Source organism: Kyrpidia tusciae DSM 2912, from assembly GCF_000092905.1.
Taxonomy (GTDB): Bacteria; Bacillota; Bacilli; order Kyrpidiales; family Kyrpidiaceae; genus Kyrpidia; species Kyrpidia tusciae.
Window position 1 is genome coordinate 975,007 of the sequence record NC_014098.1, and the last position, 19,343, is coordinate 994,349.

Genomic DNA, 19,343 nt, shown 5'->3' on the forward strand with positions numbered 1-19,343 from the left:
AAAGCAGGTTGTCGGTCACCGCAGCCTAAACCCGGTGCATTTGGCGAGGAGGGGACGGCGATGTGGAGGCATTGGCTGAGCCTGCTGATCGGAATCTGGCTTTTTATTTCTCCGTGGGTCATCGATTTGTCGAATCGGGTGGCGACGACGTGGGATTTTGTCATTGTTGGGATTTTGGTTTTTATCCTGAGCATTGTGGATTTGTCCCAGGGTAAAGGTGCGCCTTGACGGTTCGGGGTTGAGCCTCTGTGTTTCGATCCGCGCCTCCGGGCGGAAGCTGCTGACGCCGCGTCCGGGTCGCACGGGCAAGTGCCCATTGAACCACTTCGTTTCACCAGTTACGGCTGCGGGAAGCCCCGGAGCCGTATTTTTCGTGAGAACAGCCCTGAAGGTGGGCGATGTCTCACAGGGGGCCGGATGGGGTCCCGGGATGCGAGTTCAGCCTTTTCGGGCTGCCCGAAGAGGGCCAGGACACGTCAGGGCCCGGGTGTCTTGCGGTTGGCTTGCGTTCCAACTCCATGTATACTGGATCGTGAGCCAATGGGGCGATGGAGTCGGAGACAGGTGGAGTGGATTCAATGCCTTTTCGCGTAGGATTGGTGCAGATGCGCCCGGTGTTAGGCGATGTGGCGGAAAATGCCCGCCGCCATGTGATGTGGGTGGAGAAGGCCAAGGGGGCCGGTTGTGATCTGGTGGTATTTCCGGAGCTCAGTCTCACCGGTTACTGGCTGAAAGACTTGGCGGTGGACTGTGCCCGGATGGTGGAAGACCGGGAGGTGCGGCAGGTCATTCAGGCGAGCCGGCACGCGGATATCGTGTTTGGCATGGTGGAGATGACCAAGAGATACACGTTGTACAACACCGCCCTGTACGTGTCCGGGGGCGAGGTGGTGTATCGCCATCACAAGGTTTACCCGCCCACCTATGGGATGTTTGAAGAGAACCGCTACTTTGGGCGGGGGAAGCGGGTGCGCGCCTTCGATGCCCCGGGGGGGCGTTTTGGACTGATGATCTGTGAAGATGCCTGGCACCCCTCGGTCCCTTATATCCTGACAGAGGACGGTGCGATGGTGCTGATTATTCCTTCGGCCAGCCCGGCCAGGCCGGCGGTGGGTGAGCGGGTGGGATCCCAGGAGACGTGGTACCGCACCTTGCGTACCTACGCCCAATTGTTCGGGGTCTACGTTTTGTTTGCTAACCGGGTCGGGGTCGAGGACGGCGTGGCATTTTATGGAGGGTCGGCGGTGGTGGATCCCTTCGGAGAGATCATCGCCGCGGCGCCGGAGTTTGAAGAGACCCTGCTGGTGGTGGATGTGCATGAGGAGGTTCTCCAGCGGAGCCGGTTGACAACTCCCTTGGGGCGGGATGAACAACTGGATGTCACGGTTCGGGAATTGGGTCGGATCTACGAGGGGCGGTACGGAGGGGGGCGGTGGAGTGAACCTTTTTGAGCGTTCCGCCGAGGAGCTGTTGGCGATTTCGGTGCCCCTTGCGGTGAAGATGATGACCCGGTTTTTGCAGGATGAAGTGAGCAAGGCGGGGTTCTCCAAAGTGGTACTCGGTCTTTCCGGGGGCATCGATTCGGCGGTGGTCGCGTATCTTGCCGCCCGGGCTTTTGATCGCGGGCAGATCCTCGCCGTGCTTATGCCGTATAAGACCAGTTCTCCGGCCAGCCTGGACGATGCCAGGAGGGTAGTCGAACAACTGGACTTGCCGAGCGAGATCGTGGACATCACCCCGATGGTGGACGCATTTTTCGCCGGGGATCCCGAGGCGTCGGCGCTGCGCCGGGGAAACCGAATGGCCCGGGAGAGAATGTGCGTGCTGTACGATCGATCGGCCCGGGATGGCGCTCTGGTGATCGGAACCAGTAATAAAACGGAGCTTCTTCTCGGATATGGAACCCAGTTCGGGGATATGGCCTCGGCGATCAATCCCATTGGCGATCTCTACAAAACCCAGATTCGCCAGGTGGCGCGATATCTGGGAGTCCCGAGAGAGATTCAGGAAAAACCGCCGAGCGCCGATTTATGGGCGGATCAGACGGACGAGCAGGAGCTCGGGTTCACATACGAGGAGGTGGACCGCCTCCTCTACTGCATGGTCGATCTGCAGTACAGCCGTCGGGATCTGGTGAATTTGGGCTTTGCGCCCCGGTTTATCGATGCCGTGGCGAAGAGGGTGCGGATCAACCAGTTTAAACGCCGGCCTCCGGTGATCGCCAAGTTGTCTCGGAGGACCATCGGGGTGGATTTTCGCTATCCCCGGGATTGGGGCTTGTGATGAAAGGAAGGGGACGGCATGTCTGGACATTCCAAATGGCACAATATCCAGCGGCGAAAGGGCAAGCAGGATGCGGTGCGGGGGCAGTTGTTTACGAAAATGTCCCGGGAAATTTATGCGGCGACCCGACAAGGCGGCAGTAACCCGGAGACGAATTATCGCCTGAAGACGGCGATCGAGCGGGCCCGGGCGGCCAATATGCCCATGGACAGCATCCAGCGCACCATTGACAAGGCCGCGGGCAATGTGGAAGGTGTCAATTACGAGGAGATGTTTTACGAGGGCTATGGCCCGGGTGGCGCCGCGGTGATGGTGCAGCTGCTCACCGATAACCGCAACCGGACGGCCGCCGAGATCCGGCACATTTTTTCCAAACGGGGCGGAAGTCTCGGCGAGAGTGGGTGTGTGGCTTGGATGTTCGACCGCAAAGGAGTCATCGAAATTTCCCGGGAGGGGTTCCCGGGCTCGGAGGACGACGCCATGATGGCCGCCCTGGAAGCTGGGGCGGAAGATTTTACAGCGGAGGAAGATCGTTACGTGATCACCGTGGCACCCGAGCAACTCCGGGAAGTGCGTGAAAATCTGGAAAAAGCCGGAGTGCCCATCGCAGGGGCCGAGGTGACCTTTGTTCCACAAACCACGGTCAACCTTGAAGGGGACGAAGCCCAGCGGATGGTGGATCTCCTCGAAGCCCTCGAAGAACACGACGATGTACAAAACGTGTTTTCCAATGTGGATCTGAGTGACGAGGACTTGATGTGAAAATATGTGTTAGATCTGTGCCCAACGAGGCAGGGATCGGATAAACCGGGGGGGCCGCGGCGATACTGGGAATGAATCGGGTTTGCGGGAGGAATCGCCCATGGTTCATGCGCCAATGTTTCTGATTCGGGTGTTCACCGCGGTCATCCCGGCGCTGGCGGCGGTCGGTTTTGTTGCGGGTTCCGTCCAAGCGGCCTCGCCGCTGTATCTTCCCACTTTCGGCGTATTTGCGCCGGAACAGGAGGCCCTTTTTGTCACGGAGTACACCGGCGGCCTGTTGCGGATTCACCAGGGGGTGGTGGCGGACGTGACAGAGCCGGCTTTTGCCACGCCCGGGGCGCGCTGGGTGCTGGACGGAGGGCTGACGGTGGTGTCCAATCTGCCGGTGTTTCGGCGTTCGGTGTCCGATATCCCCCTTGACGTGAAGGGACACTTGTACTTTGTCCTTCGCCAGGATAACCATCTGGTTCTCTGCGACGGACAGCCAGGAACCGGGAAGGTGGTCAAAGATTTTGGTCTGCTAAACGTGGAAAGGGCGGCTAAAGGGTTGCCGAAAGGGGCCCTGGATAGTTTGCGGCGCGGGGTTCGGGTGGATGGGCGCGAGGATTATGCCTCCATTTTGGACACGTATGGAGAATATTTACACTGAAAATGAGGCGAGAGGGCGGAGTGCGGGGTGAGGAGAGAAGCAGGGGTGCGCGTGCTCGGAATCGACCCGGGGATCGGCCGGATGGGGTACGGGTTGGTGCGATCACAGGGGAATCGGCTGCGGACAGAAGATTATGGGTGTGTTGAGACCCGGCCGGGACCCATCGGGGAGCGACTGGTCAGAATCTACGAGAAGATGCAGGAACTGCTGCAAAACCTCAACCCTGACGTCGTCGCGGTGGAGCAATTGTTTTTTTATCGGAATGTAACGACAGCGTTTCATGTGGGGCAGGCCCGGGGAGTGGTCTTGCTCGCGGCTCGCCAGGCCGAGGTGGCGGTGGCGGAGTATACGCCGATGCAGGTGAAACAGGCTGTGACGGGATACGGATCGGCGGAAAAAGGGCAGGTTCAGCGCATGGTGGCCATGCTGCTCGGCCTCCCGGCGCCGCCGCGTCCGGACGATGCGGCGGACGCCCTGGCCGTGGCCATTTGCCACTTGCACACTGCGCCGACCATGGCTCTGGTTCGGGGGAGGAATGGGGATGATCGCTTTCCTGCGGGGGAAAATCGCCGGAGTCAATCCTGATCATGTGGTGATGGATGTCCAGGGCGTCGGGTACAAAGTCTATGTGGCCCCCTCCCTGGCCGCCACTCTGCACCCCGGACAAGAGGCGGTTCTGCACACCCAGTTAGTTTGGCGGGAGGATGGTCCGACGCTGTACGGCTTCGCGGATCCCAGGGAGCGGGATTTTTTTGTTCTCGTGCAGACCGTGCCCGGGATAGGGCCCAAGGTGGCTCTCGGCGTGGTGGCTGCGGGAATCGATCGCGTGAGCCGGGCGGTGGTCGAGGAGGATATGGCTTTTTTGCGCGGGCTTTCCGGCGTCGGGCGGAAAACTGCGGACCGGCTTGTGGTCGATCTGAGGGACCGGCTGAGTGGTTTGGTCCCGGATGCCGCCGGTCCCGAACGAGAAGGTTCCGGGGTGCGCCCGATGGAAGATGTCGTTGCGGCTCTGTCGGCGCTTGGCTATAATGAGAGGGAAATCCAGTCCATCATGCCTGTGTTGCGCCGGGAATGGAAAGAAGGCCGCGAACCGGAAGAGATGATCCGCCTGGCGTTGTCTCAGTTGGCGCATCGTTGAGGGGGCGTTGGGAGGCGGAACCGTGCAAGAGCGGATGGTGTCAGCACATTATACCGGGGAGGATGGGCAGCTTGAGTCCCTGCGGCCTCGGAACCTGAACGAGTATATCGGCCAAGATCAGGTGAAAGAGAACCTTCGAGTTTTTATCACCGCGGCCAAGATGCGCCGGGAGGCGCTGGACCATGTGCTGTTGTACGGACCACCGGGATTGGGGAAAACCACTTTGGCCGGGATCATCGCCCATGAACTCGGTGTCCAGATGCACACCACTTCTGGGCCGGCGATTGAAAGGCCGGGAGATCTGGCGGCGATTCTCACCAACCTGAGTGAGGGAGATGTCCTTTTTATTGATGAGATCCATCGGTTGTCCCGGGTGGTGGAAGAGATTCTCTATCCGGCGATGGAAGATTATGCCCTTGATTTTATCATCGGCAAGGGGCCCAGTGCCCGGTCGATTCGTTTAGATCTTCCGCCTTTTACATTGATCGGTGCCACCACCCGGGCGGGGTTGCTGTCTTCCCCCCTCAGGGATCGGTTCGGGGTCGTGGGCCATCTGGAGTATTACAGCCAAGAGGATTTGTGCCGCATTGTTCGGCGGGCGGCCCAGATCCTCCAAGTCCCCCTGGAACCGGAGGGGGCTGAAGAGATCGCCCGGCGGTCCCGGGGCACTCCCCGGGTGGCGGGCCGGCTGCTCAAACGGGTGCGAGATTTCGCCCAGGTGGACGGTCACGGCAAGATTGATCGGGAGGTGGCGGCGGCCGCCCTGGAGCGGATTCAGGTCGATTCCGCCGGGCTTGATGCGTTGGATCACCGACTGTTGTTGACGATGATCGATCATTTTGGCGGGGGCCCCGTGGGTCTTGAAACCTTGTCGGCCACGTTGGGCGAGGAACCCGACACCATCGAAGATGTCTACGAGCCGTACTTGCTGCAGATTGGTTTCATTCAGCGCACACCGCGGGGCCGGGTGGTGACCGAGCGGGCCTGCGCGCACCTGGGACGGTGCCTGGCAGGCGGACCGGCCGGAAAGGGCCAGAGGGGGTAGAAGTGTGCATCCCGTCGCAAAAACACTGATCGCGATCGGTGCGGTCCTTGTGGTTGCGGGGCTTTTGTGGCAGTTTGTCGGGCGATGGCTGCCCCTGGGGCGACTGCCCGGGGACATTGTCATTCGCAAGGAGGGCTTTTCATTTTATTTTCCCATCGTAACCAGTTTGCTCCTGAGCGCAGTGCTAACGCTTCTCGCCTGGTTATGGAATTGGTTGGGACGGCAATAAAACCCCCAGATACGCGGGAGCGGAAGCGAATTCTTTTCATATAAACGGGGTGAACGGGTGATGGTGTTCCCCTTTCACCGAAGGCGGAATGCGGAAGAGGGCGACCTCGGCGATCTCTTGGCGAGAGCGAAGGCTGGAGACGACGGGGTCCGTGACCAGTTGTTGAGAAAATATATCCCCTTTGTGGCAAAAAGTGCTTCTCGGGCATCCAGCCGGTATATTTCCCGGGGCGAGGATGATGAGTTCAGTATTGCCTTGGCGGCTTTCAACGAGGCCATCGACCGGTACGATGGAAATCGGGGTGCGAGCTTCCTGGGATTTGCCGATACGGTAATCCGACGGCGGCTCATCGATTACTTTCGATCCCGAGAGAACCGGGTTCGGGATATTCCGATGGCGGAACTGGAAACCGAGGACGAGGAAGACCACCCGTACAACAGGATAGAGATTCGAAAATCTCTGGAAGTTTACGAGGCGACGCAGGTTGAGGCTGCGCGTCGAGAGGAGATCGAGCGGTACAGTGCGTGGCTGGCGGAGTTTGGGATTAGCCTGGAAGAGCTGGTGGAGTTGTCCCCGAAGCATGCGGATGCGCGGTGGAATGCGATACAGGTGGCGAAAGTCATTGCCTCCCGGCCGACTTTTTCCGAGTACCTCCTCAGGAAAAAATCCCTCCCGCTCAAGGAACTGGTGGACGAGGTGGGGGTCAGTCGGAAGACGTTAGAACGGCAGCGCAAGTACATCATCGCCATCGCCTTGGTCTTGATTGGAGATTTTGAATTGCTTCGCGAGTACATTGCGTGAGCGGGAGGGCGCGTCCGCGGTGAAAGGGATTGTCATAAAGACCGATGAGAGCGAGGCCATTGTGCTCACCCGGGATCGCCGCTTCGTTCGGGTGCCATATCGTCCGGGGTTGGCGGTGGGCCAGGAGACCGAGGTCCCGCCGCAACGGTTGTGGAACGCGGGTGACAGCCGCCGTTGGAAAATGCTCCGCACCTGGGGATGGGCGGCGGCTGCCGTCGTGATACTTTTGGCGGGGATCGGGTGGCGATTGTATCAAGATGTCCAGATCCCTTCGTCTGCGTATGCCTATGTGACCGTGGACAGTGATCAAGCGGTGGAATTTGCAATAGACCAGTCCAGTCACGTTACGGATCTTCGGGTCATTGGCCATTCCGGCCAGGCGGTAGATCCCGGCGGGCTTAAGGGGTTGCCCGTCTCTGAGGCGGTCGCCGCCTGGGTGCACCGCGCCGTCGCCCAGCAGCGAATACAAGACGGTGGAGAAGTGTTTATCGCCACCACCCCCGGGGATCGGCTTCCCGCCGTCACCGCCCGGGCGGCTCTGGACCAACTCAATCGAGAGGTGGCCTACGCTGTCGCCAATGCGGTAAAAAAAGATCTCGATCTCGTTCATGTGGATGCCCTTCAAGTGCCGGAGGAGATTCGGAAAAAAGCCTTGGTCCAGGGGATGTCGCCGGGGCGGTACTATCTGTATGCGATGGCGAAGGAACGGGGCATGGCCGTCAATCTCGAGGAGTTTCGAAGCCAGTCCCTGACCGCATTATTTAGCAATTATCGAGAGTTAACGGGTTTGTTACAGCAGATTCAAGAACAGGGGTCCCATCGGGATCAGCGGTTTTAAGCCAGGGCCGCCGAAGAGCATTCTTCCGGCGGCCCGTCCCTTGCGAAGGGGTTCCGGCCGTGGTATGGTTAGCGCAAATGCCTTGGAGGTGAAAGAAAAGCGTTGCGGGTCGAGGATTTTGATTACGACCTCCCGCCCGACCGAATCGCCCAGGTGCCGTCGGCAGACCGGACGGCGTCCCGGCTGTTGGTGTTGTACAGGGATTCGGGGAGGATGGAACACCGGCACTTTCGGGATCTGGTGGATTACGCGGTGCCCGGAGATGCCCTCATCCTCAACGACACCCGGGTGATCCCCGCCCGTCTCCTCGGTGTGAAAGCAGGCGGTGGCGGTCAGGTGGAGTGTTTGCTGTTGCGCCGGGACGATCCGGAACAGGATCCGGATCTATGGCGGGTGCTGGTCAAACCCGGGCGTCGCGTGCATCCCGGGCATCGGCTTGTATTCGGCGATGGAGCGCTGGAAGCGGAGGTCTTGGATACGACGGAGGAAGGCGGCCGCTTGGTCCGTTTCCGGTATACCGGGGATTGGGAGGATTTGCTAAAGCGCCTGGGAGAGATGCCTCTGCCTCCTTACATCAAAGAGCGGAGGGCGGATTCCGGACGGTATCAAACGGTGTACGCCCGGGTTCCGGGGTCGGTGGCGGCGCCCACGGCGGGTCTTCATTTTACCGAGGAGCTGCTGGAACAGTTGAGGGACAGGGGCATGGAGGTCGGCACCATCACCCTCCACGTCGGCCTCGGTACCTTCCGGCCGGTCCAGGTTGCCCGGGTGGAGGAGCACCACATGCACGCGGAATATTTTCGAATCCCTTCTGAGACGGCGGAGTTGGTGTCCCGGGTGAGGGAGCGGGGTGGGCGCATCTGGGCCGTTGGGACCACGGTGTGCCGGGCTCTGGAAAGTGCGGCGCTCCGGGGTTGGGGGCCCCGGGAAGGGTGGACGGATCTCTTCATTTACCCCGGATTTTCTTTTCGCGTGGTGGACCGCCTGATCACCAATTTTCACCTGCCCAAATCCACGTTGTTGATGCTGGTCAGCGCCTTGGCGGGGCGGGAACAGATCCTGGGCGCATACCAGGAGGCCATCGAAAAAGGGTATCGATTTTTTTCCTTCGGGGACGCCATGTTGATCACAACCGAATCGTAATACGTTTAGCTCCTGTGTATAATGAAAGGGTGGAAAGAGCGGGCCGATGGGTCTCCGAAGAAAAGGAGTCGATTCATGGCAGTACAATTCCATCTCATCAAAACAGATCCCTCCTCCCGGGCGCGCCGGGGGCGGCTGTACACTCGGCACGGCTCGGTAGAAACCCCCGTTTTTATGCCTGTCGGCACCCAGGCCAGCGTGAAAACCATGAGTCCCCATGAACTTCTGGATATTGGGGTCGAGATGATCCTGAGCAATACGTATCACCTGTTTTTGCGCCCTGGCCACGATCTCATTCGGGAGGCGGGCGGGCTTCACCGCTTCATGGCCTGGCCGAAATCGGTTCTGACAGACAGTGGGGGGTTTCAGGTTTTTAGCCTGTCGCCTTTGCGCCGGATCAGCGAAGAGGGCGTGACATTCCGCTCCCACCTCAGCGGGGAGACCTTTTTCCTGTCGCCCGAACGGGCCACCGAAGTACAGAATGCTCTGGGGGCGGATGTGATCATGGCTTTCGATGAGTGCCCGCCCTATCCTGCCGAAAGGTCTTACGTCGAAGAATCCCTGGAGCGGACGTTGCGCTGGGCCAGGCGGTGCCAAGCGGCTCACCGGCGGCCCGAAGACCAGGGGCTGTTTGGGATTGTCCAAGGGGGGATGGAACTCGATCTCCGCCGTCATGCCGTCGAGTCTTTGGCGGAGATGGACTTTCCCGGGTATGCGGTGGGGGGGCTGAGTGTCGGCGAGCCGAAGGAGAAGATGTACGATGTCCTGGAGTACACGACTGAGCTTCTTCCGGTGGACAAACCTCGCTATCTGATGGGAGTGGGGGCGCCGGAGGACCTCATTGAGGGGGTCCGGCGGGGTGTGGACATGTTCGACTGCGTCCTCCCGACCCGGATTGCCCGGAACGGGACGGTGTGGACCCGGCGGGGAAAACTGGTGGTCCGAAACGGGGCCTACGCCCGGGATTACCGGCCGCTGGATCCCGAATGTTCCTGTTACACCTGCCGACATTTCACCCGGGCATACATACGGCATTTGTTAAAAGCCGACGAGATTCTCGGTCTGAGGCTGACCACTTATCACAATCTGTATTTTTTGGTGCACCTCATGCAAGACATTCGGCGGGCGATTGAAGAGGATCGCTTCGCCGAGTTCAGAAGCGCGTTTTACCGGACATTTGAAATCCGGAAATCGGAAGACGCCGAAGGAGGCCGATGACCTATGCAATGGCAAAATTACTCGGGAATCCTGTCGATCATTGTGATGTTTGCGATTTTCTACTTTCTCCTGATTCGCCCCCAGCAAAAAAGGCAGAAAGAACGCCAGGCCATGTTATCTAAGTTGCAAAAAGGCGATAAGGTGGTTACCATTGGAGGGATTCACGGGACCGTGGTGGATTTAACGGACGATCAAGTGACCCTCCGGGTAGCCGAAACGACGAAGATCGTGTTCGAGCGCAGTGCGATATCCAGTGTCATAAAGGACAGTTGAACCTACAGGAAGGCGTGAGTTCATCGGGCAGGTGGGGCCCGACCCGTTCCGCAGACGAAATCCGGCCGGTGGGAAGTCGGCTTGCCCGATGGCCGCCCTTCCGCCGTTATTCCCGTTTCAGGTTGACCCCGATGACGCCTCCGAACGTTCCGATGACCACGAGGAGCACGCCCTGAATGAACGCCGCGGGGCTCCAGGTGACCTCCGCGGAGGTCAGGGCGAGGATCGTCACCGTCAGGGCGTAGCCGAGGCCGGTGATGGTCCCGTAGTACCATCCCCGCTCCCCGGCCATGCGGGCGGCCCACAGGGCTCCGGCCAAGACGGCCAGAACGTGAATCGTAAAGGCGAGATAGGGCAGCGAACGCTCTGACAGCGGGGTCCAACTCAGGGCGGACGCCACGATCAGGATGCCCACCAAGGCGGTGCACAGGCTCACGATCAGCCCGTATAAGACAGCGACCGCGGATGGACGAGATGGAGAGGGCGCGGATCCCGAAAAATCGGCCATTTTTCATTCCTCCCGATGGCCCGGTTGGGTACCGAAGGCGCGGATGTCCGAAACCGGTACATGTATATGAGACGGCAGGGCCGAAATATGTGCCGGGATGGGGGTTCAGGTATGGAAGATGCGGGCCGGGGCAAGGCTGGATAAAGCCGAACCGCGGGACATGAAGCGGTTGAGACAGAATTCGAACATTGGACGCTCCCGGGCATTTCGCAGAGAGGATGGTTCGCCGGTTCGGCTCCCGTTTTTAGGGACCGGCGGGAGGGAGATTCATGGGGTTGTGGATCGGGCGCACAGTTTTTGTTTATCTGTTTGTCCTTATCGTGATGCGCATTATGGGCCGTCGGGAGATTGGCAAGCTGTCCATCTTTGATCTGGTGGTCTCGATTATGATTGCGGAATTGTCCGCCATTGCACTCGAAGACCCCCGCGGGGCGCGGCTGTGGCACGCCGTGGCAACCATCGCTCTTTTGGCCGGCCTGCAGTTGGCCGTTTCTCAACTTTCACTCCGAAGTTCTTGGTTTCGACGGTTGATCGACGGCCGCCCGGTGGCGGTGATTGAAGGCGGCCATTTGCAGGAAAGGGCGATGGGCCGCCTTCGTTATAACCTCGATGATCTGATGATGCAGTTGCGGGAAAAGGGCATTTTCCGGGTGGACGACGTGGAGTTGGCCCTGATGGAGCCGTCCGGGAAGCTGTCTGTGTGGCTGAAGGAGGGGCGGCAGCCGGTCAATCGTGAGGATCTCGGGATGGGCGGGCAAACCGGAGCCCTGCCGGTGATCCTGGTGTTGGACGGTGAACCTTACTCTCCGGGTTTGGCCCGGCTGGGCCGGGACTCCGGGTGGCTGAAGCAAGAACTGGCCGCGAGGGGATACCCGGACGTGAGGAGAATCTTTTACGCCCACATCGACAGCCGGGGCGGGTGGTATGTGGATCCCAAGGACAGCGCCGCCGGGACGGCGGGTGCCCGGGGCGGACCGGGTTTAGGCGGTGGGGCCCCGGGGGATGGCGCGGATCAAACGAACCAGGCTGTTCGGGTGTACGACGCCAAGCAGCATGAGCAAAGCGGTGTAGACCGCGGCACCCAGGGTGGCTGAGAGCAAGATCTCAGCCCAGGGGGACTGGGTCCACAGCGTCACATAACTCATCCAGGCGTAGGTTCCAAAAGTGGCCAGGGCGATTTTGACCAGGTCCATGGCCGGTATGGGAAATCCGATCAGTCTTCCCAAGGAAACACTGTGGAGGAGGGTGGTGAAGCAGATCGATGCCACCACCGCCCACAGAACACCCAGAATATGGTAGGCGCTCTGGGAGGCGAGCCACCAGATGAGCCCGAGGCGCAGGACGGATCCCGCGATGGAATTGCGCATGGCGAGATCTGCCCGGTCCAGCCCCTGTAAAATGCTGGCGAGGGGGGCCTGGAGGTACAACAGAAATCCCACCGGAGCGAGCTGTTTGACGATGACGGCCACCGAGGCGTTGTGGTACAGTCCTTCGGACAAGGGTTCGGCAAATAAATAGAGCCAGGCGGATGTGGGAAAGCCGATGATGGCCGAGATGCGCAACGCCTGAGAAAGGCGGCGCCGGATGAGGCCCGTTCGCTGTTCCGCCGCCGCTTCGGACACGGCGGGGACCAGGGCCGTGGACAGCGAGTAGGTCACCACGGTGGGCAGGAGGATCAGAGGCGCGGCCATGCCCGCATATTGTCCGTAAAAGGCGGTGGCCATCGAAGCAGTCATCCCCGCGATGATCAACGAGCGGTGCACGAAGACGGGTTCCAGGGCATAGGCGAAAGATCCCAACAGTCGGCTGGCGGTTACGGGGATGGCGATGCTCTGGAGAGCTCGGACGGCAGATCGGGTGGAACTTCGCCGGCCGTTCACGTGGCGCCAAACGGCCCAAGTTCCGGTGGGAGTCAGCGGGCGAGCCCGCCAGAGCAAAAAAAGCAGACCGGCAAGTTCTCCCAAAACCGACCCAACCATCGCCGCGGCCACAGCGTAGGGCAGACCGTGGGGCAGGGCAAAACCGATGAGCCAATAGACGCTGCCGATGCGAATCGTCTGTTCAAGAATGACGGAGACGGCCAAAGGGTTCATATGTTGCAGTCCCTGAAGGTACCCGCGTACCACCGAGGCGATGCTGATGATGGGAATCAGGGGGAGCATGGCCACGAGCAAGGGATAGATGTCGGGATTGTGAAAAATGGTCCTGGCGAGCCAGGGGGCGGCCGCCAGAAGGGCCAGGGTGCCGGCGGCGGACAAGCCGGTCACCACACCGAAGGAGATGAGCAGCACCCGCTGAATAAACCCGGTATCCTCGGTCGCCGCTGCTTCGGCCACGCACTTGGAGACGGCTGTGGACAAGCTGAGGGTTGTCAACGTCAGCACAAAGCTCAGCAACGGGGACACGGTCTGAAAGAGGCCCATGCCCTGATCGTGAATGAGGTTGGCGAGAAAGAATCGGTAAACAAAGCCCATCACTCGGGTGATCAGAGCGGCCACGGTCAAGATCAAGGCCCCTCGAAAGAATTGCCCAGCTCCCATCCCCATCCTCCCTCCTCAGGCCAGTCCCTTTTTCACCCTATGCGGGTTTGTCCGGGAATAGTCCCGGACCCGGGTTCAAGGAAAGGGTCCCTTCGGAAGGAATTCAGATCTCGGCCGCGAATTACTGGTGGTGGGGGAGGCGATGCCGATGCTTGCGCCGGAGGAATGGCCGATGATGTCACCCGAGGAGTTGACCCGGAGCATTGAGGAGTTGTGCCACAGCAAGGCAAGGGAATTTGCGGTGCTCGGTTACGATAATGTCACGGGGCAGGAAATCTGGCAGTGTGTCTCTTCCCGGTACAAAGACGGTCTTCCGGCCCTTCATCGGATCGTCAACGACATTCTTTCTCTTAAACCCACCCAGTATATGGATTGGGCCATGGTGAAGGCGATGAAAGGCGAATAGATAGACCGCCGCTTGGGCGCGGCGCGGTGGAACCCGCGGTTTGACAGGGAAAGGAAGTTGTTGCTACTATGAGAATATGGCCGAGCAGTCGAGGAGGAACGTCATGAGCCGTTCAGCAAAACCTGTATGGAAACGGATTGCGTTATTTTTTTTGTTCATCATTCTTTTTGGCGCCCTGGCGGGATGGACGACCCCGAAGGTGATTCACCGGATCGTTCTGGGTCTCGACCTGCGGGGCGGTTTTGATGTTTTGTATCAAATTGTCCCGCCCCCCGGCCAAAAGGTTGACCAGGATGCCGTCAAGGCGACGGTGGCGGCGTTGGACCGGCGCATCAATGCGCTGGGGGTGGCGGAACCGTCGATCCAGGTGGAAGGGACCGACCGCATTCGGGTACAGCTTGCCGGTGTATCCGATCAGGAAAACGCCAGGAAAATGTTGGGCAAGCCGGCGGTGTTGGAGTTCAGGGCTCCGGACGGCACGGTTCTCTTGACGGGAAAAGATCTCAAAAGTAATGCCAAATACGAAGCCGATCCCCAGACCAACGCGCCGCTGGTGGCGGTGGAATTCCGGGATCCGGCCAAGTTCCGGGATATTACGCAAAAATACCTGGGCCAGCCCCTCGCGATTGTGCTCGACGGCCAGGTGATCAGCGCTCCCCAGATAAGGACAGTCATCCCAGATGGCCATGCGGTGATTGAAGGAGAAAAGACCCCGGATGACGCGATTCGCCTGGCGAATTTGCTGAATGCGGGCGCGCTGCCTTACCCATTGAAGGAGCTCAGCTCCACGGCGGTGGGGGCGACGTTGGGACAGGCCGCCCTTCATCAAACGATGATCGCGGCGGGAATTGCGGTGGCGGCGATTTTCCTGTTCATGATCATTATGTACCGAATCCCCGGCGTGATCGCGGTGATTTCTTTGGTCGCTTACATGTACTTGATCATCGTGGTTTTTGCGGGGCTCAAGGTCACGCTGACGCTGCCCGGTTTGGCGGCCCTGGTGCTCGGGGTGGGCATGGCGGTGGATGCCAACATCATTACCTATGAGCGGATCCGGGACGAGTTTACCAGTGGGAAGTCTCTCATATCGGCTTTTGTTACCGGGACGCGCAAATCCCTGGGGACGATTCTCGACTCCAACATCACCACGGTGATTGCGGGGATAGTGCTGTATTTCTTCGGAACGGGCTCGATTCGCGGCTTCGCCGTGGCCTTGGTGGTGAGCATCATCATCAGCATGTTGACGGCTGTGTTTTTAAGCCGCTGGCTCTTGCATCTGGTGGTTACAGCCAACTGGCTGCACCGGCCGGGATGGTACGGGCTGAAGGAAGGGGGCGAGGCGCGGTGAAGGTTCTGTTTCCCATCACTCGCCACCGAAAATGGTACTTTGCATTTTCGCTTTTAATTACGGTGCTGGGGATTGTGGTGATCCTTCTGTTCGGGTTCAATCTCGGCACAGATTTTCGCGCCGGAAGTCGAGTTCAGATGGACCTGGGCCCGGGGTGGGAAACCCAGGATATCGTTCATCTTTTCCAGAACCAGGGCCTGTCCGTTTCGGCGGCCGACGTGACGTCGGCCGGGGCCCGGGGGGAGACGGCGGTGGTGCGTCTCAAGGATCGCCTGGATCCGGCGAAAGAGCCTCAACTCACGGCGGCGATTCAAAAACAGTATCCCCAGGCCAAGATCGGCATCGACAGCGTGGAACCCCTGGTTGCCCGGGAGTTGAGCCGCAATGCGATGTACGGGATCGGGCTGGCATCCCTTGGCATCTTGGTTTATGTGGCGATTCGGTTTGAATTTCGCTTTGGCGTGACGGGGGTGGTGGCCCTTCTCCACGACGCTTTTATTGTGATTTCGCTCTTCGCCCTTTTGCGTCGGGAGATCGATTTGCCTTTTATCGCGGCGGTCCTGACCATCGTGGGGTACTCGATCAACGACACCATCGTGATCTTCGACCGAATCCGGGACAACTTGAAAAACGCCAAAATCAAGACCATCGAAGACCTGGAGCACCTGGTGGATCAAAGTTTGTGGCAGACGATGCGCCGGTCGATCTATACCGTGCTCACGGTGGTGATCGCCGCTTTGAGCCTGTTTTTGTTCGGAAGCGCGTCCATTCACAATTTCTCACTAGCTCTGCTCATCGGTCTCATCAGCGGGGCCTACTCTTCGATTTTTATTGCGAGTCCCCTCTGGGTAGCGTGGCGGGGCCGGGAACTGCGGCGGACGGCGGCCAAATGAACCGGCCGGGGAAGTCAGTGCCCCCTCCCTCGGGGATGATGGAGGACTGACGCTTGCGGTGGGGACGACCAACGTACTATAATGAACATATTCATATATGGAGGCGTTTTCCGACGATGGATTTTCAGTCGCACATTCGGGTCATCCCCGATTTCCCACAACCGGGGGTGTCGTTTAAAGACATCACGCCTCTGTTAAAGGATGGACGGGCATACCGGGCCGCCATCGACTCGTTGGTTTCCTTGGCCCGGCCCTTGGCGCCCGATATCGTCGTGGGTCCCGAGGCCCGGGGATTCGTCATCGGCGCCCCCGTGGCATACGCCATGGGATTGGGTTTTGTTCCGGTGCGCAAAGCGGGCAAGTTGCCTGCGGAGACAGTTTCCGTGGTGTATGATTTGGAATACGGAAGTGATCGCCTGGATATTCACAAAGATGCGTTGCGGCCGGGGCAGCGGGTGTTGGTGGCAGATGATCTTCTGGCCACCGGCGGCACCATTCGCTCGACGATTCGGTTGGTGGAGCAGTTGGGGGCGGCGGTGGTCGGCTGTGTTTTTCTTATCGAATTGACCGAGTTGGAGGGACGGGCGAAACTCGCCGGCTACGATGTCCTATCACTTGTCCAGTATTGAGTCGGCCGAAACGGCCCCGAGAAAACCGGATCCGGCAGAGCGGGCGTTCGATCTTCTTTGCGAGAAAGTGCGCGGCTATGCCGAGGACGGGGAGATTCTACGCCTGCGCGAGGCCTATACCCTGGCCAAAGCGGCGCACGCGGGCCAAAAACGCAGCTCTGGAGAAGATTATATTCTCCACCCCATCGCTGTAACGGAGATTCTGGCCGACCTCCATCTCGATGGCACGACGTTGACCGCTGCACTGTTACATGATGTGGTCGAAGATACGCCGGTGACGTTGGAGGAGATCGGGAAGCGGTTCGGGCCGGAAGTGGTGGCCTTGGTGGATGGCGTGACAAAGCTGCGCCGCATTCAGTACGCCACCCGGGAGGAGCAGCAGGCGGAGAACCTGCGCAAGATGCTTCTGGCCATGGCCAAAGATATCCGGGTGATTCTGATTAAACTGGCGGACCGGCTTCATAACATGCGGACCCTTCGCCACGTCCCCGAACAGAAGCAGATGCGGATCGCGAAAGAGACGTTGGAGATCTTTGCACCCCTTGCCCACAGGCTGGGTATCTCCCGGATTCAGTGGGAACTGGAAGACCTTGCGCTGCGCTACCTGAATCCTCAGCAATACTACCGCATCGCCAATTTGATGACCAAGAAGCGCCGGGAGCGGGAGGCGTACATCCAAAAGGTCATCGACACGTTAAGAGAAAAGTTCGTTGAGCTGAACATTAAAGCGGACATTTCCGGCCGGCCGAAACACATCTACAGTGTATATCGAAAGATGGTCAACCAGAACAAGCAGTTTGGTGAAATTTACGACTTATTGGCTGTTCGGGTGATTGTCGACAACATTAAAGACTGTTATGCGATTCTGGGTGTTGTGCACACCCTGTGGCGCCCTTTGCCGGGCCGGTTCAAGGATTACATTGCGATGCCAAAACCCAACATGTACCAAAGCCTCCACACCACTGTCATCGGCCCCCAAGGAGAGCCCCTGGAGATCCAGATCCGCACCTGGGAGATGCACCGCACCGCGGAGTATGGGATCGCCGCCCACTGGCTCTACAAGCAAGGCGGACGGACCTCCGATCCTTCCTTTCAGCAGAAACTCGCTTGGTTTCGGGAGATTCTCGAATGGCAACAAGATTTTCGCGATGCCCAGGATTTTATGGAGACGTTGAAGGTCGATCTCTTCTCCGATGAAGTGTTTGTCTTCACCCCCAAAGGGGATGTGGTGGCCCTGCCCACGGGATCGGTGCCCATCGATTTTGCCTACCGGATCCACACGGATATCGGAAACCGGTGTGTGGGCGCCCGGGTGAACGGCCGCATTGTGCCCTTGGATTATCAGTTGAAAACCGGGGACATTGTGGAGATATTGACCTCCAAACACAGTTACGGCCCCAGTCGGGATTGGCTTAAAATTGTAAAATCATCCCAGGCGAAGAGCCGCATCCGCCAGTGGTTCAAAAAAGAACACCGAGAGGAGAATGTCGGCAAAGGAAAAGAACTCCTGGACCGGGAGTTGAAAAAACACGGGATCGAGTGGGCCGACGTTCCCGAAGCGGTATGGCAAGAAACTGGGGAGAAACTCCATTACAGCAAGGCCGAAGATCTGTGGGCGGCCGTGGGATACGGCGCCGTGGGGGCCCAGCAGGCGGTGGGGCGGGTGTTGGAGCGGCTGCGCCGGGACGAGCGAGTTGCTCCAGCGACCGTGCCCGGGGATGCCCGGGAGCGCAAGGGGGATAAGTCAAGTTCGGGCATCCGGGTAAAAGGGGTGGATAACCTACTGGTGCGGTTTGCCCGGTGTTGTAACCCGGTTCCGGGTGATGAAATTGTGGGATATGTCACCCGGGGGCGGGGCGTGTCGGTCCACCGGGCAAACTGTCCGAATTTGAAACAGCTGTCCCAGTCCGAGGGTCGCCTGATCGACGTGTCCTGGGAAAGTTCTCCGGAGATTTCCTACAATGTCGAGATTGAGGTGACGGGGCTCGACCGGTGTGGTCTCATTAACGATGTGATGAACGCCGTGGCGGAGACCAAGACCGATATTACGGCGGTGAACGGAAGGGCGGATCAGCACAAGATGGCAATCATTCACCTGAGCCTCAATATCAGGAATGTCGATCACCTGCATACGGTGATCGAAAAGATTAAGCGGATCCGAGACATCTATACGGTGCGACGGGTGGTTCAGTAATGCGGGCGGTGGTACAGCGCGTATCCCGGGCCGAGGTGCGGGTGGAAGGCGAAAGGGTGGCCCGCATTGGCCGGGGACTCTTGGTGCTCATTGGCGTCTCCCGGGAGGATGGGGAGGGGGACGCGGTTTGGCTGGCGGAGAAGTTGGCGGGTCTGCGGATTTTTCCGGACGAAGCGGGGAAGATGGGGCGGTCGGTGCTGGATGTGGGGGGCGCGGTCCTGACGGTGTCGCAGTTTACGCTCCTCGGGGATTGCCGGAAAGGGCGGCGGCCAGATTTTACAGGGGCCGCGCCGGCGGAGACAGCCCTGCCTCTGTATGAGCGGGTGAACGCCCACCTCCGGGAGAAGGGAGTGAGAGTGGAGACGGGCGTTTTCGGAGCCCACATGGACGTGGAGTTGGTAAACGATGGCCCTGTGACGTTATGGCTGGACAGCAGGGTCTGAATG

The 19,343-nt window shown here is 59.5% G+C and carries 23 protein-coding genes; 21 read left to right on the top strand and 2 right to left on the bottom strand.

Translation table 11 applies throughout. The features are described from left to right. The first annotated feature begins 60 nt into the window (after positions 1-60). From BTUS_RS17375 to yajC, 14 genes are all read left to right on the top strand, one after another. Positions 61-228, top strand: a complete 168-nt coding sequence (locus BTUS_RS17375) for an SPW repeat protein (RefSeq protein ID WP_013075005.1) — start codon at positions 61-63, stop codon at positions 226-228. A gap of 350 nt (positions 229-578) precedes the next feature. After that, positions 579-1,451 carry a nitrilase-related carbon-nitrogen hydrolase gene (locus BTUS_RS04920; protein WP_013075006.1) on the top strand — a complete coding sequence of 291 codons (873 nt, stop codon included), beginning with the start codon at positions 579-581 and terminating at the stop codon, positions 1,449-1,451. Beyond that, positions 1,438-2,283: an NAD+ synthase gene (locus BTUS_RS04925; protein WP_013075007.1), complete on the top strand. Its 846-nt coding sequence runs from the start codon at positions 1,438-1,440 to the stop codon at positions 2,281-2,283. Before BTUS_RS04920 ends, BTUS_RS04925 begins: the two co-directional genes overlap by 14 nt. Before the next feature lie 18 nt (positions 2,284-2,301). Continuing rightward, positions 2,302-3,045, top strand: a complete 744-nt coding sequence (locus tag BTUS_RS04930) for a YebC/PmpR family DNA-binding transcriptional regulator (RefSeq protein WP_013075008.1) — start codon at positions 2,302-2,304, stop codon at positions 3,043-3,045. Between the two features lie 100 nt (positions 3,046-3,145). After that, on the top strand, positions 3,146-3,694 hold the full coding sequence (locus BTUS_RS04935) for a BofC C-terminal domain-containing protein (protein WP_013075009.1): 549 nt from the start codon (positions 3,146-3,148) through the stop codon (positions 3,692-3,694). 45 nt (positions 3,695-3,739) lie between these two features. Continuing rightward, complete coding sequence (ruvC, locus tag BTUS_RS04940; protein WP_013075010.1) at positions 3,740-4,279, top strand: crossover junction endodeoxyribonuclease RuvC; 540 nt, start codon at positions 3,740-3,742, stop codon at positions 4,277-4,279. Then, entirely contained in the window at positions 4,236-4,832 is a 597-nt protein-coding gene (gene ruvA / locus BTUS_RS04945) for a Holliday junction branch migration protein RuvA (RefSeq protein ID WP_013075011.1), read from the top strand. The genes ruvC and ruvA overlap by 44 nt, the downstream gene beginning before the upstream one ends. 22 nt (positions 4,833-4,854) lie before the next feature. Beyond that, complete coding sequence (ruvB, locus tag BTUS_RS04950; protein WP_013075012.1) at positions 4,855-5,877, top strand: Holliday junction branch migration DNA helicase RuvB; 1,023 nt, start codon at positions 4,855-4,857, stop codon at positions 5,875-5,877. A 4-nt stretch (positions 5,878-5,881) separates the two neighbouring features. Further along, positions 5,882-6,106: a DUF2905 domain-containing protein gene (locus tag BTUS_RS04955; protein WP_013075013.1), complete on the top strand. Its 225-nt coding sequence runs from the start codon at positions 5,882-5,884 to the stop codon at positions 6,104-6,106. 60 nt (positions 6,107-6,166) lie between these two features. After that, positions 6,167-6,907: an RNA polymerase sigma factor SigI gene (gene sigI / locus BTUS_RS04960; RefSeq protein WP_013075014.1), complete on the top strand. Its 741-nt coding sequence runs from the start codon at positions 6,167-6,169 to the stop codon at positions 6,905-6,907. A 19-nt stretch (positions 6,908-6,926) separates the two neighbouring features. Further along, positions 6,927-7,745: an anti-sigma factor domain-containing protein gene (locus tag BTUS_RS04965; protein ID WP_013075015.1), complete on the top strand. Its 819-nt coding sequence runs from the start codon at positions 6,927-6,929 to the stop codon at positions 7,743-7,745. Between the two features lie 102 nt (positions 7,746-7,847). Continuing rightward, a complete protein-coding gene (gene queA / locus BTUS_RS04970) occupies positions 7,848-8,888 on the top strand; it encodes a tRNA preQ1(34) S-adenosylmethionine ribosyltransferase-isomerase QueA (protein WP_013075016.1) in 1,041 nt (346 codons plus the stop codon). A 75-nt stretch (positions 8,889-8,963) separates the two neighbouring features. Next, positions 8,964-10,106 carry a tRNA guanosine(34) transglycosylase Tgt gene (tgt, locus tag BTUS_RS04975; RefSeq protein ID WP_013075017.1) on the top strand — a complete coding sequence of 381 codons (1,143 nt, stop codon included), beginning with the start codon at positions 8,964-8,966 and terminating at the stop codon, positions 10,104-10,106. 3 nt (positions 10,107-10,109) lie between these two features. Then, on the top strand, positions 10,110-10,379 hold the full coding sequence (gene yajC, locus BTUS_RS04980; protein WP_013075018.1) for a preprotein translocase subunit YajC: 270 nt from the start codon (positions 10,110-10,112) through the stop codon (positions 10,377-10,379). A gap of 106 nt (positions 10,380-10,485) precedes the next feature. On the opposite strand, the gene BTUS_RS16700 is transcribed toward yajC, so the two are convergent. Next, complete coding sequence (locus tag BTUS_RS16700) at positions 10,486-10,887, bottom strand: TIGR04086 family membrane protein (protein ID WP_013075019.1); 402 nt, start codon at positions 10,885-10,887, stop codon at positions 10,486-10,488. Between the two features lie 269 nt (positions 10,888-11,156). Between BTUS_RS16700 and BTUS_RS17380 the strand changes: the two genes are divergently transcribed. Beyond that, a complete protein-coding gene (locus BTUS_RS17380) occupies positions 11,157-11,981 on the top strand; it encodes a DUF421 domain-containing protein (RefSeq protein ID WP_013075020.1) in 825 nt (274 codons plus the stop codon). Here the strand turns inward: BTUS_RS17380 and spoVB are convergent. After that, entirely contained in the window at positions 11,868-13,427 is a 1,560-nt protein-coding gene (spoVB, locus tag BTUS_RS04990; RefSeq protein WP_013075021.1) for a stage V sporulation protein B, read from the bottom strand. The two genes, BTUS_RS17380 and spoVB, sit on opposite strands and share 114 nt — an antisense overlap. 142 nt (positions 13,428-13,569) lie before the next feature. Here spoVB and BTUS_RS04995 point away from each other — a divergent pair, with 142 nt between their 5' ends. The 6 genes from BTUS_RS04995 to dtd all read left to right on the top strand — a co-directional run bounded on the left by BTUS_RS04995 (position 13,570) and on the right by dtd (position 19,340). Next, positions 13,570-13,833: a post-transcriptional regulator gene (locus BTUS_RS04995; RefSeq protein WP_245543370.1), complete on the top strand. Its 264-nt coding sequence runs from the start codon at positions 13,570-13,572 to the stop codon at positions 13,831-13,833. A 103-nt stretch (positions 13,834-13,936) separates the two neighbouring features. Beyond that, positions 13,937-15,181 (top strand): protein translocase subunit SecD, encoded by a 1,245-nt coding sequence (gene secD, locus BTUS_RS05000; RefSeq protein WP_041303748.1) that lies wholly within the window; start codon positions 13,937-13,939, stop codon positions 15,179-15,181. After that, entirely contained in the window at positions 15,178-16,074 is an 897-nt protein-coding gene (secF, locus tag BTUS_RS05005; protein ID WP_041303750.1) for a protein translocase subunit SecF, read from the top strand. Before secD ends, secF begins: the two co-directional genes overlap by 4 nt. 116 nt (positions 16,075-16,190) lie before the next feature. Continuing rightward, positions 16,191-16,703, top strand: coding sequence for an adenine phosphoribosyltransferase (locus BTUS_RS05010; RefSeq protein ID WP_013075023.1), 513 nt, complete (start codon positions 16,191-16,193; stop codon positions 16,701-16,703). Beyond that, complete coding sequence (locus BTUS_RS05015; protein WP_013075024.1) at positions 16,678-18,897, top strand: RelA/SpoT family protein; 2,220 nt, start codon at positions 16,678-16,680, stop codon at positions 18,895-18,897. The genes BTUS_RS05010 and BTUS_RS05015 overlap by 26 nt, the downstream gene beginning before the upstream one ends. After that, positions 18,897-19,340, top strand: coding sequence for a D-aminoacyl-tRNA deacylase (gene dtd / locus BTUS_RS05020; protein ID WP_013075025.1), 444 nt, complete (start codon positions 18,897-18,899; stop codon positions 19,338-19,340). Before BTUS_RS05015 ends, dtd begins: the two co-directional genes overlap by 1 nt. The last annotated feature ends 3 nt before the right edge of the window (positions 19,341-19,343 follow it).

Bases quoted from the DNA above. Each gene is read 5' to 3' on its own strand.
- BTUS_RS17375 (WP_013075005.1), top strand. From the start codon at position 61: ATGTGGAGGCATTGGCTGAGCCTGCTGATCGGAATCTGGCTTTTTATT.
- BTUS_RS04920 (WP_013075006.1), top strand. From the start codon at position 579: ATGCCTTTTCGCGTAGGATTGGTGCAGATGCGCCCGGTGTTAGGCGAT.
- BTUS_RS04930 (WP_013075008.1), top strand. From the start codon at position 2,302: ATGTCTGGACATTCCAAATGGCACAATATCCAGCGGCGAAAGGGCAAG.
- BTUS_RS04935 (WP_013075009.1), top strand. From the start codon at position 3,146: ATGGTTCATGCGCCAATGTTTCTGATTCGGGTGTTCACCGCGGTCATC.
- ruvA (WP_013075011.1), top strand. From the start codon at position 4,236: ATGATCGCTTTCCTGCGGGGGAAAATCGCCGGAGTCAATCCTGATCAT.
- sigI (WP_013075014.1), top strand. From the start codon at position 6,167: ATGGTGTTCCCCTTTCACCGAAGGCGGAATGCGGAAGAGGGCGACCTC.
- tgt (WP_013075017.1), top strand. From the start codon at position 8,964: ATGGCAGTACAATTCCATCTCATCAAAACAGATCCCTCCTCCCGGGCG.
- yajC (WP_013075018.1), top strand. From the start codon at position 10,110: ATGCAATGGCAAAATTACTCGGGAATCCTGTCGATCATTGTGATGTTT.
- BTUS_RS16700 (WP_013075019.1), bottom strand. From the start codon at position 10,887: ATGGCCGATTTTTCGGGATCCGCGCCCTCTCCATCTCGTCCATCCGCG.
- BTUS_RS17380 (WP_013075020.1), top strand. From the start codon at position 11,157: ATGGGGTTGTGGATCGGGCGCACAGTTTTTGTTTATCTGTTTGTCCTT.
- spoVB (WP_013075021.1), bottom strand. From the start codon at position 13,427: ATGGGAGCTGGGCAATTCTTTCGAGGGGCCTTGATCTTGACCGTGGCC.
- BTUS_RS04995 (WP_245543370.1), top strand. From the start codon at position 13,570: ATGCCGATGCTTGCGCCGGAGGAATGGCCGATGATGTCACCCGAGGAG.
- secD (WP_041303748.1), top strand. From the start codon at position 13,937: ATGAGCCGTTCAGCAAAACCTGTATGGAAACGGATTGCGTTATTTTTT.
- BTUS_RS05010 (WP_013075023.1), top strand. From the start codon at position 16,191: ATGGATTTTCAGTCGCACATTCGGGTCATCCCCGATTTCCCACAACCG.
- BTUS_RS05015 (WP_013075024.1), top strand. From the start codon at position 16,678: ATGTCCTATCACTTGTCCAGTATTGAGTCGGCCGAAACGGCCCCGAGA.
- dtd (WP_013075025.1), top strand. From the start codon at position 18,897: ATGCGGGCGGTGGTACAGCGCGTATCCCGGGCCGAGGTGCGGGTGGAA.